Annotated in this window: 19 protein-coding genes; all 19 read left to right on the top strand. The window is 35.3% G+C overall.

The features are described from left to right. The first annotated feature begins 98 nt into the window (after window positions 1-98). Window positions 99-623 (top strand): hypothetical protein, encoded by a 525-nt coding sequence (locus IW15_RS07780; protein ID WP_131368522.1) that lies wholly within the window; start codon window positions 99-101, stop codon window positions 621-623. A 141-nt stretch (window positions 624-764) separates the two neighbouring features. Further along, a complete protein-coding gene (locus IW15_RS22940; protein WP_185097417.1) occupies window positions 765-1,397 on the top strand; it encodes a hypothetical protein in 633 nt (210 codons plus the stop codon). A 116-nt stretch (window positions 1,398-1,513) separates the two neighbouring features. Continuing rightward, window positions 1,514-2,107, top strand: coding sequence for a hypothetical protein (locus tag IW15_RS07770; protein WP_034710426.1), 594 nt, complete (start codon window positions 1,514-1,516; stop codon window positions 2,105-2,107). A gap of 94 nt (window positions 2,108-2,201) precedes the next feature. Then, a complete protein-coding gene (locus IW15_RS07765) occupies window positions 2,202-3,074 on the top strand; it encodes an aldo/keto reductase (protein WP_034710425.1) in 873 nt (290 codons plus the stop codon). A 123-nt stretch (window positions 3,075-3,197) separates the two neighbouring features. Beyond that, window positions 3,198-3,725: a hypothetical protein gene (locus IW15_RS07760; RefSeq protein ID WP_034710424.1), complete on the top strand. Its 528-nt coding sequence runs from the start codon at window positions 3,198-3,200 to the stop codon at window positions 3,723-3,725. Between the two features lie 119 nt (window positions 3,726-3,844). Continuing rightward, window positions 3,845-4,531: a DKNYY domain-containing protein gene (locus IW15_RS07755; RefSeq protein ID WP_034710423.1), complete on the top strand. Its 687-nt coding sequence runs from the start codon at window positions 3,845-3,847 to the stop codon at window positions 4,529-4,531. A 96-nt stretch (window positions 4,532-4,627) separates the two neighbouring features. Then, window positions 4,628-6,640: a DUF4401 domain-containing protein gene (locus IW15_RS23000; RefSeq protein ID WP_228384323.1), complete on the top strand. Its 2,013-nt coding sequence runs from the start codon at window positions 4,628-4,630 to the stop codon at window positions 6,638-6,640. Further along, window positions 6,627-7,115 (top strand): GDYXXLXY domain-containing protein, encoded by a 489-nt coding sequence (locus IW15_RS07740; RefSeq protein WP_034710421.1) that lies wholly within the window; start codon window positions 6,627-6,629, stop codon window positions 7,113-7,115. Before IW15_RS23000 ends, IW15_RS07740 begins: the two co-directional genes overlap by 14 nt. 92 nt (window positions 7,116-7,207) lie before the next feature. Beyond that, window positions 7,208-7,867 (top strand): DUF2461 domain-containing protein, encoded by a 660-nt coding sequence (locus IW15_RS07735; RefSeq protein ID WP_034710420.1) that lies wholly within the window; start codon window positions 7,208-7,210, stop codon window positions 7,865-7,867. A gap of 51 nt (window positions 7,868-7,918) precedes the next feature. Then, on the top strand, window positions 7,919-8,302 hold the full coding sequence (locus tag IW15_RS07730) for a VOC family protein (protein WP_034710419.1): 384 nt from the start codon (window positions 7,919-7,921) through the stop codon (window positions 8,300-8,302). Window positions 8,303-8,358: 56 nt separating this feature from the next. Next, window positions 8,359-9,126, top strand: a complete 768-nt coding sequence (locus IW15_RS07725; RefSeq protein ID WP_034710417.1) for a hypothetical protein — start codon at window positions 8,359-8,361, stop codon at window positions 9,124-9,126. 230 nt (window positions 9,127-9,356) lie between these two features. Further along, on the top strand, window positions 9,357-9,968 hold the full coding sequence (locus tag IW15_RS07720; protein ID WP_034710416.1) for a TetR/AcrR family transcriptional regulator: 612 nt from the start codon (window positions 9,357-9,359) through the stop codon (window positions 9,966-9,968). A gap of 25 nt (window positions 9,969-9,993) precedes the next feature. Next, window positions 9,994-10,839 (top strand): sialate O-acetylesterase, encoded by an 846-nt coding sequence (locus IW15_RS07715; protein WP_034710415.1) that lies wholly within the window; start codon window positions 9,994-9,996, stop codon window positions 10,837-10,839. 88 nt (window positions 10,840-10,927) lie between these two features. After that, window positions 10,928-11,311 carry a 5-carboxymethyl-2-hydroxymuconate Delta-isomerase gene (locus IW15_RS07710; protein WP_034710414.1) on the top strand — a complete coding sequence of 128 codons (384 nt, stop codon included), beginning with the start codon at window positions 10,928-10,930 and terminating at the stop codon, window positions 11,309-11,311. Window positions 11,312-11,371: 60 nt separating this feature from the next. Next, a complete protein-coding gene (gene arr / locus IW15_RS07705) occupies window positions 11,372-11,785 on the top strand; it encodes an NAD(+)--rifampin ADP-ribosyltransferase (protein WP_034710413.1) in 414 nt (137 codons plus the stop codon). A gap of 134 nt (window positions 11,786-11,919) precedes the next feature. Then, complete coding sequence (locus IW15_RS07700; RefSeq protein ID WP_131368521.1) at window positions 11,920-12,705, top strand: hypothetical protein; 786 nt, start codon at window positions 11,920-11,922, stop codon at window positions 12,703-12,705. A 22-nt stretch (window positions 12,706-12,727) separates the two neighbouring features. Then, window positions 12,728-13,336, top strand: a complete 609-nt coding sequence (locus IW15_RS07695; RefSeq protein ID WP_131368520.1) for a hypothetical protein — start codon at window positions 12,728-12,730, stop codon at window positions 13,334-13,336. 101 nt (window positions 13,337-13,437) lie between these two features. Further along, window positions 13,438-14,196 (top strand): hypothetical protein, encoded by a 759-nt coding sequence (locus tag IW15_RS07690; protein ID WP_034710410.1) that lies wholly within the window; start codon window positions 13,438-13,440, stop codon window positions 14,194-14,196. 129 nt (window positions 14,197-14,325) lie between these two features. After that, a complete protein-coding gene (locus IW15_RS07685) occupies window positions 14,326-15,075 on the top strand; it encodes a hypothetical protein (RefSeq protein WP_034710409.1) in 750 nt (249 codons plus the stop codon). The last annotated feature ends 5 nt before the right edge of the window (window positions 15,076-15,080 follow it).

Genomic DNA, 15,080 nt, shown 5'->3' with positions numbered 1-15,080 from the left:
AATTGTCCTGCTATTTAATCGCGATCTTCGGCAATACCAAAAATCGTTGTATGCAATGTCAAACCATATCATACATCGAACAAATGAAATAAAATACTATGAAAAAATCAATCTTTTTACTGTTATTTTTGATGACAATAACTTTTTGTAACGCACAGAAAAATAAGTCTCAAACACCTAACAAAATATTGGAAGCTAAAAATTGGCTCATTAAAAATATAGAAAATCAATTAAACAGTAATAACGGATTAGCTGAAAACACTAACGAGGAAGCTGATGGGGAAGGCAAAAGCATTTATACAAAAGATTATGAATTGTACAAAAGTGATGCCTTACAAATAGACTTAGACGGTGGAATGACATCAGCGCAATTCAAGAAAAAATGGGAGAAAAAATTTCAGACAAAATTCGCAGGAGAAAGTGTTGGTTTCCTTATCTCTGCTCAAGATTGGGGTTTGATAAAAGTTATTAAGTGTGCCCCTTTGATTAGCACAAATGAAAAAGTTTTTTGGTTTAAAACAACAATTTATGATACAGAAAACAAACTAAAATATAACCGAGATATCAAAGTTATTCCATCAGGAAAATCGTTTTTAATTGCCGATGTTTTAGAATATAACTAAAATTTATTTTAGGAATAATCAACAAAATCCAACAGCAGTTTCAATTAAACTTTAGCAATAAATTCAGCTTTTGCACTTCGATTTCCCGCTCAAATGCAAAGCCCCGAAACATTAGTGGCACTCGTAACCAACAGACCTACCATGGACAAAGAAACAGCGAATTATATCAGAAATTATTTCAGCAATTTAATGACAGACGATGAAAAGCTGGCATTAAAATATCAGATGTATACTTATAAAACTGAGGGCAACCCAAAAATGAGAAAAATGATGGTTGACAGAGGTTGGATTAGTGAACAACCTGACATAAAAGAGTACCTCAAAGACGGATATGAAGAATTTGAATTAAATGTTGCCCAGCGAATAATGCAGGAAACACCTGAAAAAGTTTTTCTGAACAATTGTCCAAAATGTAACAAGCTGGCAAGAACACCATACGCAAGACAATGCAGACATTGCGGAAATAATTGGCACGACTTAACTGTTGCACAGTTTAAACTTGAAACCTCTTTTCAAATAACAGGCAGATATTTTTTTCTACTTGGACAAATAACAAAAGGAGAAATTAAACAAGGACAATTGATGGACTTAACTATGTTAGGATTGAACAAAAAACCAAAAATTGAAGCCATTGAATTTGCTCTAAAACGGCAAGACGGAAAAGTATGGGAAGACATTGGACTTGGAACCAATGAATTAACGGAAGAAGACAAAAAATATTTGAAAAATATGGGTTCTTTCACAACACCATTTGACATAATTAACGAACGCTAAAACGACTGCTGCTATCAGTCATAAAGAAATGACAGACTATAAAAGAATACATGGAACCGTTCTACTTTTTCAGAATGGTTTTCTTTATTTTTACCCCCACAAAAAGTGAATAGAACATGAAGAAAATAGAACAAAAAATTGATGAAGCTTTTACAGACACTTTTCTACTTCCCAGAGAAAAAGCAGTTACGGATTTCCTGGTGGATGTTCTGAGCTCAAAATACAAATTCAGGGAGGATGATAAAAAAATTGAAGTGATCAGTTTGTATTATTATGCTTCAAGCCCTTTAAGTGCTTTATTTGCGTTGCCTAATTATGAATACTACTCTACCGATAAAACCGTTCAGATCGCAGAACTTCATTTGAAAGAGCATTCACTGGAAGATTACTCTCCTATGGATGTTCAGGAATTATGCAAAAAAGTATTGGATGAAAATGCGATCGATTATTCTGCCTATCTGGATGAAGACGGTCAATTGGATTATGCCAATTATTGGGAAAACCAATTTGGTTTGGAAAGTGATTTCCTAATGAGCAGCTGGAAAAATGTCAAAGAAAAAACACAATCTAAAATGCTCGGATTTTTAGAATCTTCAGACGGGGAAAGCGGCATGTTTGATCTTGATAATAATTATGTGATTCCTTTTGATGTAGATCTTGATGAATACCTGCAGTCTCATGGTTTTATCATTGAAAAGGAGGGGTGGTAAAATCAGATATAACCAAATGCAAATATCCATGATACCAAAAATTCTCCTATCTTGATACGCTAAAAGAAATGTTCAGATAAAGAGGATAAAAAAGATGAATACAACACCATTTTCGAAAATTATTGCCGGTACCATGACCTGGGGAGTTTGGGGTAAAAACTGCAACACGCAGCAGATGATTGAACTGATGCACTGCTGCCTGGAAAACAGCATCACAACGTTTGACCATGCAGATATTTACGGAGACTATACTACGGAAGCCGCTTTTGGAAAAGCTTTTAACGAAAGCAAAATAGACCGCAGTACAATACAGCTTATCTCCAAGTGTGGCATTCAGATGGAATCCGACAAAAGAAATAATTTTGTAAAACATTACGATTATTCTACTTCATATATCATTGAGTCCGTGGAACAGTCATTGAGAAACCTGCAAACGGATTATTTAGATTTACTGTTACTGCATCGTCCCAGCCCGTTAATGAGAGCTGATGAAATTGCAGAAGCCATCGGAAAGCTCAAACAGGATGGAAAAATCCTGGATTTTGGTGTTTCTAATTTTACTCCATTACAAACGGATCTGATTGAGACAAAAATCAAAATCAATTATAATCAAATCAGTTTTTCTATTACCGATTTTGAAGCGATGACCAAGGGAAGTTTAGATCATATGCAGGCTCGAAATATTACACCGATGTGCTGGTCACCATTGGGAACCGTCTTTAAACAGGATGACGATCAAACGCAGCGTTTGAAAAAGATGCTGACCGATTTCTCAGTAAAATATGAAGTTCCTGCTGATATTATCCTTCTGGCATGGATTCTAAAACATCCTTCTGGAATTTTACCGGTTTGCGGTACCGCTGATCCGTCCAGACTGGCCAACCTGATGAAGGCCACAACAGTCAATATGGAATTGCAGGATTGGTTTGCGCTTTGGTCAGAAAGTGCAGGGGTTCCGGTTCCATGATCTTTTACTAGGTCTATAAGTTATTGCTAGGGATGCCTACGCTAATATTGGGTTGAGACTAATGTAATATTTGCAGTCTCACGATTTTACTATTGAAAATAGTATTATAAACATAGATTTTGAATGAAAAAAATAATTGTAATAAGCTGTATAATTGTAGTGCTTATTTTTTTTAATTACCCTGTTTTTGAAAGTAAAGGTATATCTTATCTTATTATTTTTGCATGTTTCGTTGCTATTTGTTTTTCAGGTGCAAAAATATATTTCCCCAGCGATAAAGAGGATTATGATTCTGTTGAAAAAGAAGCCGATCAATTAGAGAAATATGATGGGGACTTCCAATATACAAATGCAGGATTTTATAATAAACAGAAAACCCCGTTGGAACTTATAAAATGGGATGAAATCATTTCAGTATATTCATTTAGTATTCCAATTTCAAAACATAGAAGAGAAACAGGTTTGGAAATAATTACTGAAAAAGGTTGTTATGAACTCGGGGGAGACACACCGGGAATCGAAAAGCTATCCAATGAGCTGTATAATCATCTTCCAGATTGGCAATTAAACACTCCTACCATTAGAATTAATAACTACGGACTTCAAAAAACAAAATTATATGAACGAAATGATGAGAGAATAAAAATTTGAGGCTTTCTGTTCAGAAAAAACTACTGTTTCAGTATATCTTATTTTTTGTAGCTTAGTTGTATTGAAGCTTAATAAAATCCCTTTTTCATTTATACGGATTAAAAAACACAGTACTACACATGAAAATTATTTTTCTTTTTATTGCCGCATTAATGGTTTTAACTTCCTGTTCAAAAACAGGATATCTGAAAAAAGACGGAAAATGGATTTACCAGTTTTATGCTGGCGGGGATTTACAGTTGTCGACAAAACCCGTATATGATGCAGATGATGCTACATTCGAGCCTATTGATAAGCATTATGGCAAAGACAAAAATTCTGTTTTTATCTATGGTATGAAAATTAAAGGCGCGAATCCTTCCAGTTTCAAACTCTTATCGGAGACTATGGGTAAAGATAAAGACCATGTGTATGAAGATTCAGTGATTGTTAAAGGAGCCGATCCTAACACTTTTGTACATATTGAAGAAGAATTCTATAAAGATAAAAATTCCGTTTTTTTGAAAGGACAACCCATTGCTTTCGCAGATCCCAAAACTTTTGAAATTATAAAATACCCGTACGTAAAAGATAAAAATAACATTTTTTGCGGTACAGTTCCTCTACAAGTAAAGGATAAAGCATCTTTTAAAGTTACCAGCAGCGGCGGGATGCGGTTATATGAAGATACGGAAGGATTTACATTAATGTCTCCTGAATACGAATGGATGAATACGACTAAAGACTATTACCCGGTATTTTATATAGAAGACGCAACAGCTAAAACCAATACGCAAAATTTTAGAAACTTTAAATTGGTAAAATAGATCATTACCTTTTCTTCATAAAGTCATTTTTGATAATTATTCAAAGCTAAATTTAATGACTGAACATTCATTCTTTCATTAGTAAAAAACACCACCATGAAAATCCAACGAGAAGACCTATACCTCATCAGCCGCCACAGCAATATGACGGAACAGGGCATAGAAAAGACCCTGAAAGAAAACATTTACCATGATAAAGAGATGTGGCAGAAATTCCTGCGCCTGTTTTTCATCGCTCTGGGGATCGGGTTTACCACGGCAGGAATTATTTTCTTTTTTGCCTATAATTGGGCAGATCTTAATAAATTTGCTAAACTGGGACTGACAGAAATCCTCATCATTGCAACGACTATTATTGTTTTACTTCCTAAAATAAACAGCACGACCAAAAATATCATTCTGACAGGCTCTGCATGTTTGGTTGGAGTCCTATTTGCAGTTTTCGGACAGATTTATCAGACTGGCGCCAATGCTTATGACTTCTTTTTAGCCTGGACTCTTTTTATAACATTATGGGTCGTAGTTTCCAACTTTGCACCGTTGTGGCTGCTGTATATTGTGTTACTCAACACCACGTTTTTTCTATATACAGAGCAGGTCGCCAAAGATTGGTCCGCACCATTGGTCATTACACTGCTTTTTCTTTTCAATACAGCCATACTTCTTACTTTTATTTTTCTGGATAAGGATAAAAAAATTAAAAATGTCCCTAAATGGTTTATCTATATTCTGGCTTTAGGTTCTGTGACCTTCGCGACTCTGGGCATTATTTTCGGGATTCTTGACGGATATGATCCTGTTTTTCCGGTCTTATTTCCAATCGTTGCACTGGTTTTTGCACTCGGAATCCGGCACGGCATCCAATCGAAAAATGGATTTTATCTTTCGGTAATTCCATTAAGTATCATCATTATTATTTCAGCTGTACTTCTTAAAATATCAGAAGGCGGAAGCATGCTTTTACTCGTCAGCCTGTTTATCATCGTAAGTGTTACGTTGGTGATTATGAATCTGATTAACCTTCAAAAAAATGGAACCATGAGAAATAAAGAAGAAATAAAAGAACTGCTGAATTATTTCCGGACTACAGAAAATAAAGATCTAAAGTTTGATGAAGATGCCATCTTCGCTGCCTATGAAAAAAATGATGACCATCAGTCTTTAGCAGTAAAAATTCTTTCCATTTTTGGAGGTATTTTAGCCAGTCTTGCTTTTTTGGGCTTTCTGTTCATCACAGGATTGTATGATTCAACTGGAGGGTTACTGATATTGGGAATCCTTTTAATCGCAGGAGGAATATTCATCAATACCATCTACAATACCACCATCTTTGATACCTTAAGTGTTTCTTCTTATATTATTGGATTTGTCCTTCTGACACTGGGTTTATTTAAAATGGAAATGACTGAAAATACAGTGAGCCTTATTTGCATTCTCATTGCATCGGTTTCATTAGTGATTGTCCGGAGCTATATCATTGCCTTCATCGCTGTATTAATGATCAGTGGATGTATTCTAACGCTAATTATATCGAATCATAATTCTGAGCTGATTCATCTTTATACTTCTTTTCTGGCTATTATGGTTACAGCCTTTTTCCTGAAAGAAGCCAAAATCATTACGCTGCATCCCGCCTTTTCAAAACTGTACAATCCGGTTCGTATCGGACTGATTTTTTCATTCCTTGCAGGACTGGTTTTTCTTGGTAATGATTTTATTGAGGTATCCGGGAATTATATTTGGATATCCTCCGTCGTGATTATCCTAACCATTATGTATGTTCTTTCCCATCTTTTTGAAGTATTGAATATTTCCCAAACCTCACAAAAGGCAGGGATTTATATCGTGACGATGGCCCTGTTACTACCTACTCTCCTGTCTCCTGCCATATCCGGAGCTATTTTAATTATTCTGTTGAGCTTTTTAGTGAATTACAAAACAAGTCTGGCCATTGGTATTATGGCATTTATTTATTTTGTTTCACGATATTATTACGATCTTCATTTTACCCTGCTGACCAAATCCATACTTTTATTTTCGTCTGGAATTTTATTTCTGGGGCTTTATTTATTAACCCGTAAAAAACTGACAACCAATGAAAAAGTATAAATGGATTATCATGCTGCTGAACCTTGTTATTTTGCTGGTGTATTTCAATTATTCCGTTGCTAAAAAGGAAGAACTCTTAAAAAGCGGACAATTGGTTCTTTTACAGCTGGCTCCAGTTGATCCCCGTTCTTTGATGCAGGGCGATTATATGAATTTACGGTACAGCATATCAGAAAACATCTATTCAAAATACCTTCCTAAACGAGGATATTGTGTTGTACGTCTTGATGATAAAGGCATTGCGGAAAGAATAAGATTCCAACAAGAAAAAACACCTTTGAATAAGGGTGAATATGTCATTAAATACACTGCTCCCAACGAATGGAATATCAATATAGGAGCAGAATCTTTCTTCTTTCAGGAAGGACAAGCTAAAAAATATGAAAAGGCTAAATACGGCGGCGTAAAAATCGATGAAAACGGAAACAGCTTGCTGATAGGTCTTTACGATGAACAGCTGAACAATATCAAATAAAAGCATTATTCCACCTGCATTCAGACTTTTAATTTCATTTTAAAAATAAACCCTAAAGTTTATATGACTTCTTTTAAAACTCATACAACAACATGAAGAAAGCACTTGAATTTCTTAAACACCTGGAAAAAAATAACAATCGGGAATGGTTTGCCCAGCACAAATCAGAATATGATTTGATAGTGAAAGAAAACAAAGCTTTTTTTGATCAGATCTATACTGAACTTCAGGAATATGATAATCTGAAAGGCATTCACATATATAGAATTTATAGAGATGTTCGTTTTTCCAAAGATCAAACGCCCTATAAAAATAATTTCGGTGTTGGCTATTCCCGCTCAAAACCGATGTTAAGAGGTGGATATTATATTCAGCTGGAACCCAACAACAGTTTTGTGGGAGGTGGATTCTGGGGTCCTGATACCAAAGATTTACTCCGTATCCGTAAAGAATTCGAACTTAATACAACAGCAATAGATAAGATTACATCTGATACAACTTTCAAAAAATATTTTGGAAATATTGAAGGTGAAGCAGTAAAAACGGCTCCGCGAGGTTTCGATAAAAATCATCCCGCCATTGATCTCATCAGAAAAAAGCAATATGTCGTGATGCGGAAATTTACGGATAAAGAAGTTTTATCGGATAATTTTCAGAAAGAAGCCCTTCTTACCTTATTGGCCATGCGTCCTTTTTTCGATTATATGAGTGAAGTGCTGACAACGGATCTCAATGGAGAACCTTTATTTTAAAAATACTAATAGAGCGACTTTTCTTATCTTTACTTTTATTAAAACCCATTCATGAAGGCAACTTTTGACACCATCATTTTATACGTTAAAAATGTTGAATTGCTTAAAAATTTCTATGTCGAAAACTTTCGTTTAGAGGTAATGGAAGAAGATACGGTTTGGGTTCTTCTGAATGCAGGAGCGATACAGATTGGATTGCATACAATAAGTGATTCGTACCTTGAAAAAATAGAAGAAGGACACCTATTTGATAACAATACAAAGCTTGTTTTTGAAATTGATGTGGATATAGAATCTGCAAGAAATGAATTTGTATCCAGAAACATCCAGATGAGAGCAATAAAAACATTTGACAATTATGATTTTTGGCTGTGTGACGGAACAGATCCGGAAGGAAACGTCTTTCAGTTAAAAAGTAAAAAAGGTAATTCATAATGATTCATCAAGCTCTATTTAAGCGAAATAAAATACAATCACTCAACATCACATCAATGAAAAAAATACTTGTAATCGTACTGTTTTTGCTAACCACCCATTATACGTTCGCGCAAAAATTACCTGAAATTGAAAAAAAATTAAATGCTGTTTTTCAGAAAATAAATCCTGAAAATCAAAGCAATCCAGATTATTATGATACTCTTGAGACAGCTAATACCCAATTTGAAAAGCTGCTGCTGCAATATACCGCCTCAAATCGTGAGACCTTACATTATGATTTTAATGCACTCAAAAAAAACGGATTAATCATTACGACTTCTGAGGATGGGAAATTCAGGATTTATTCATGGGATAGCTGGACGGGCGGAACCATGCATGATTTTAAAAATGTTTTCCAGTATGAAGGGGATAAGAAAGTCTATTCTGAAGCTACAGAAACCGAAAATGAAGGTGATGGCCAGTCTTTTTATCATCAGATCAATGATATACTGTCTCAAAACAAAAAATATTATCTCGCTCAAAACACGGCTATTTTGAGTTCAGGACTCAGCTATCACAGCATCAAAGTTTTTTCCATTGATGAAGCAAAACTCAATCATAATGCGAAATTAATTAAAACCCAAAGCGGAATTAAAAATCAGCTCGGCTATGAAGTTGATCTTACCGCATCTTCTAACAGGGATAATGAAATCACCAATTATGATATTGAATACGATCCAAAAAATAAGATCATCAGCATTCCTTTAATCCTTGATAATTCAAAAATCACGGAAAAGAAGATCCATTACCAGTTCAAGGGTAAATATTTTGAAAAAATGTAATTTGCCCTTTATCTTAACGCTAGCAAAAAACAGAGGATTACAAAACGGAGTTAAAAAAATATATTGAAGACCCAGAAGACAACAAAAAACCGGAACTGTCCAAAGAAAATTCATTTATTTTATAAAAATTTTTAACGCCAACCTGCTTTGTATTGATTAAAATATATACATTTGCATTTATAATTAAATGAACATTCATTTAATTATATTAATCTGATAATAAGATAAATATGAGAAACAGAGATCTTAATAAAGAAAACAGTATTAAACAGAAAGCTATTGAAATTATTGTAAAAGAAGGGCTGAATGGTTTTACAATCAATAAATTGGCAAAAGCATGCAATATCTCTGTAGGAACTCCTTATGTATATTATAAAGATAAGGATGATCTCATTGTAAAGCTTGTCATTGAGGAAGGCAACAAAATGGAAACTGAAATCAATAAAGGATTCGATCCTGATTCTTCTTTGGAAGAAGGACTGCGTGTACAATGGAAAAACCGATATAATTATGCCCTCAAAAATCCTCTGCTGCTTCCTTTCTTTGAACAGATCAACAATTCTCATTACAGTCATCAATTTGCTGAAATGTTTAACGAAAAGCCGGGAATGTTTATGAGTGAGTTCAAAAACAATCTTTTACGTTTTATTTCCAATACAGTGCAGAGAGGAGAAATCGCTGAAGTTCCGTTTGAAATTTACTGGTCAATTGCTTTCTCTCCGTTATATACCTTATTACGTTTTCATCAACAGGGAAAAAGTATCAGTGGATTACCTTTTGTTTTAACCGATGAAATGGTATGGACTACTTTCTCAAAGGTTTGCAAAGCACTAAAAGAATAAAGAAAATAATACATACACAAGTACAATGATACACTCATTTTTAATGATTGGCCAGTCTAATATGGCAGGTCGTGGTTTTTTAAAGGAAGTCCCTCCTATTTATGACGAAAAAATTAAAATGCTGAGAAACGGAAGATGGCAAATGATGGCAGAACCTGTTAATCCTGACCGTTCTACTTCCGGAATCAGTCTGGCAGCTACCTTTGCTTCTTCATGGCGTTTATTTCATAATCAGCAAGATGATATTGCACTAATTCCATGTGCGGATGGCGGTACAAGTCTGGAAGACTGGTCGGTAGAAGGCGCATTATTTCAGAATGCAGTTCTTCAGGCAAAAGCTGCACAAAAAATCAGCACGCTGCGCGGAATTCTATGGCATCAGGGAGAAAATGACAGCAACGGGGAAAAATACAGGCTGTATGGAGAAAAACTGGCCCTTATTATAAAAACCCTGAGAGAAGAACTTAATGTACCGGACATTCCGCTCATCATTGGGGGACTGGGTGATTTTCTACAAGATGGTATGTATGGTCAATATTTTAGCGAGTATCATGAAGTCAATAAAGCACTCATCAAATTTGCAGAAGATCATGATCACTGTTACTTTGTGTCTGCTAAAGGTTTAACAGCTAATCCTGACAATATTCATTTTAATGCCATTTCGCAAAGGAAATTTGGGATCAGATACTTTAAAGCATTCCAACAAAAAACGCATATACTGGAATCATTACCCGACGAGGATCAGATGATAGAAACTATTTATAACAGACCGCTGACGAAAAACGAAAAAATTGAACAACTTCAATATCAGTTTGTTATGGGAGTTGTCACTGCAAATGAATTTCAGGATCAAATCGTGCTAATTCACTGATCGATATGATCTTGTTAATCCTGAGAAATAACAAAATCAAATGATTATTTTATTTATTTTTATAAACTAAAAATCATAAAAAATTGTTATGCCTCATTTCATCATAGAATGTTCAAAGAATATTCTTCAGCAGAGAACGCCGGAAGAAATAATGAACGTGGTGTATGAAACCGCCGATTCATCAGGATTATTTGCCCTCAATGATATTAAAGTAAGGCTTCATCCCTATGAATATTACAGGCTTGGGGATAAGAAGGATAGCTTCCTGCATATTTTCGGCTATATCATGGAAGGACGCAGTACGGAACAGAAGGCAATACTTTCAAAACAAATCTGCACGAATGTTACTGCTTTGTTTCCGGATATTTCTTTCTTCGCGGTCAGCATCCATGAAATCGAAGCAGCCACCTATTGCAACAAAGCACTCATTAATCCCGAAAATTCAGATCATAACAGACATTTCGGGCTATAATTGATCCAGATTACGATTCATTCCGTTTTTATCTTTATACAACATCACAAAAAAACCTCTATGAACACCACATCCAAAGAAAATGCTATCTACTACCACGGTACAAAAGCAGATCTCAAAACCGGAGACCTCATCGAAATTGGCTTCAGCTCCAACTATGGCACCAAGAGAAAAGCAAAATACATCTATCTTTCTGCTACTTTGGAAGCAGCAACATGGGGCGCCGAACTGGCCTTCGGAGAGGGAAAAGAACGAATTTATATGGTAGAACCTACAGGTCCGATTGAAGATGATCCCAATTTAACAGACAAAAAATTTCCGGGTAATCCCACAAAATCTTATCGTTCCCAGCATCCTTTTAAGGTGATCGGAGAAGTTACCGAATGGACAGGACATTCCGAGGAACAGCTCAAAACAATGAAAGAGCACCTTGAAAAATTGAAACAACAAGGTATCGAAGCTATTGAAGACTGATCTGTTCTGTCCATAGTGATATCAAAAACAGTTTGAAATCTTAACGGGTGTTTCGTACAGGAAATGCTTTCATTTTCCTTACTTATATTTTCACTAATTTAACCTTCACCAAAACCAGGCACCCAATATAAAAAATGAATAAACTACTTCTTCTCTTTTTGATCTCTATATCCGCTCTGTGTTTCTCCCAGGACAACATAAAGCTTTCCTATGCTTCTCAATATGATTATTTTATTGAAATCGATATAGAGATGAATAAGCCGACCAGTAAGTTCGATCTGATAGATTTTGATACCTTAACGGTTACCGATAATAAGAAAAACGTATGGAAAGAGAATAAGGAATATCCTCTTAATTACAACTACAATAACGGAGAAAACAAGGTAAAACGGTATTATATCCCGGACCACACATTCAAAACGGCAGATATAAAAGGGGTTATGAAATATTTCACCCCATCAAAAGCCAACGGATCATATTTTGATCTGGGCACCCTAGGAAATATCCCGCGAAATACCAATCTGATTGATAAAAAAATAACGGACAAAAATCCTGAGCTTTATTTCAGTATTGTAGATTCAACCGTAATCAACAAAATTTTCCCTGATTTCAGTTATAAAATACATGAAGATGAAGACTATAAAAAAATTGATTTCAAGTCGTATGATTTTATCTATGCTTACCGGTATAACAAGAAACAAAAAATAATGTATTTCATCAATGATGACGGAGATCCCGGATATGATAATCTGTCCATTCGCAATAAAAAGACAGGGATCACTTATAAATTCGTTAAACTGAAAAAAGGGATGTCTCCGTCTGAGGTCAATCAGGTACGGGTTGAGCTGATGATAGAAAACGAAAAATCCATCAGGAAAATACCTTTTGAACTGAAAGACGTCACTGTTGAAAAGAAATAACAACCTACTCACAGCCCAAATTATGACAGAAGAAATACAATTATTAATGAAATTTGTTGAAGGAAGCCTTGCCCCGAAAGAATTTGAACAGCAGCTTTACACCAGTCCTTCTCTTCAAAAATTTCTTTCTGAAACGGAGATCAACTGGCACGGAACTTACCTTGAGGGGACCAATACATTTTTGTATCTGGCTGAACAGGATTATAACAGTACAGCTGGTGTTTTGAATGCGCAAGGTACAGCAGCACTTTTTTTAGAGAGATCAGGAATTGAAACAGCTCCCACAGAAAAATATGCCAATGAATACAATCTTGCATCTGTGCTGAGTCCAAAATACATCGATGCAGATTCAGCATTTATTGAAAAACATATTTTGCCTTCAGATAAAACACTTTCAAAATCAGCTGTAAACCAATTCATAAAAGCCAGATATGCTCAGCTTTTCACCTACCAGTCGAAGCCACCAAAATGGATACAAAATCCACAATGGCCGATAAAGAATGACAAACCTTTATTTTTTCTCGCTCAGGTGGATATTAAAGATTGTGCGTTTTTTCATGATACCAGCAGCATTTATCTTTTTCTGGATACGGAAACCGGAGCTATTGAAACCATACAGCAGTTTTACTGATCATTACTTTAGGCACTATTTCATACTGGCAGTTCAAAATTTCCCGGATACTTCTAATCCTATTTTTTGTAATTTAACACTCTCACCCAAAATATAATGATATGAAAATCAACAGCTATGTACAGATAAGGCTTTATATGCTGCTATGCGGCCTCTATTTTCTCTTCAGCTCCTGTTCAGAACCTATTCCGGCATCAAAGGTTACAGATATTTCTGATATCAAAGCAGTGATTGATATCTACCAAACCTTAACTGATGAAAATGACAACAGCATTTCCGTCAGTTTATATGACAGAAAAGGTAAAATGTTTGACAACGATTCAGTGAATATTACTGTGAATGGGAAAAAAATAGAGTACAAAATTGTACAGGGACTATATTATACCAAAACGTATCTATACCACACAGAGAAGATAGCACCGGAAAATAATCAATATGAGTTTCAGATTCAATTAGCCAACGGTAAAAAGTTTTTTCTGGGCAGTGTTCCTTCCCTTAAATTAAGCAGTGCAAGAAATATTATCTATAAAGAAGAGGTACCATTAAGTCAAGATTTTTCTATCCATTGGTCCGGCCTTCAGGATGTAAACGTCTTATATCTGTCTAAAACCGTTAAAGTAAACACCAAAGAAAAAAGCAATGTGGAAACCTTTATGGAACAGCCCGCAGATACCCTAAAAATTGGACCGGCAGGAACTTACACGTTAAAAAAAGAAAAATTTTCCAAACCTGGCGAAACGCTAGATATTCTGGCATTTCAATTCACAGCAGAGAAAACCGGAACCGTCAATCCTAAGCTGTTAAAAGGAAGCACTGCTAACATCAACGGATACCATGATGAACATGCGACCTTCAAATAGTAAGATAACCAGGATTATTGATTAATCTTAAAAATTCCTTCATTCACAATATATATTCCTTTGTTCATTCTTTTTTTATTGATGGGAAATACCTATTCATATAGTTTTGTCCTATAAAATATAGCACCCATGAATAGAGAATTGATTTTTTTAAGAGCATTTGCCTTTGCCACAGTCATCGGAATGATGTTCCTTGTCTCCGCAGCTTTTAAAGATAGTGGCAATCAAAAATTCACTGAAATTGATGTCGAAAGAATTAATATTGTTGAAAAAGACGGAACGGTAAAAATGATTATTACCAATGTGGATAAATTCCCTAATGGAAAAGATAAAATCAATACCCGCCCTACAAATGAGGCCCGGAAAAAACGCTCCGGAATGTTATTCTTCAACGAAGACGGTATTGAATGTGGTGGTTTTATCTATGATGGACAAAAAAAAGAAAACGGACACAATTCCGGTTTATCATTAACCTACGATCAGTACGACGGAGATCAGGTGATGCAGCTTTTAACACAGGATTATACTAAAGGCGGCAAACGGTTCGTCACCAGCAGTCTTGCTTTTAACGACCGGCCTGTAGGAGAATTACAGCTGAAAACAGCAGAAATTATGAAAGAGCTGGAAGAACTCCGTAAAAAAGATCCCAAAGCTATGCAGCAGAAATACGATGAATATCTAAAACAGGGGTTGATAGGCGGCGCTCCGAGAATTATGCTCGGAAAATCCAGAAGTGAAAATAACGGATTGTTTCTGTTCGACGATAAAGGAATGCCTAAAGCTATGTTTTACATTGATAAAGCAAATAATGCCAAGCTGGATTTCTATAATGATCAGGGAGAAGTTACTGCATCATTCCCTGAACAAAAAACAAAATAATTGAA

Source organism: Chryseobacterium soli (assembly GCF_000737705.1).
Classification (GTDB): Bacteria; Bacteroidota; Bacteroidia; order Flavobacteriales; family Weeksellaceae; genus Chryseobacterium; species Chryseobacterium soli.
Note: the sequence above shows the minus strand (reverse complement) of the source record. Positions and strands in the feature narration are given on the sequence as shown.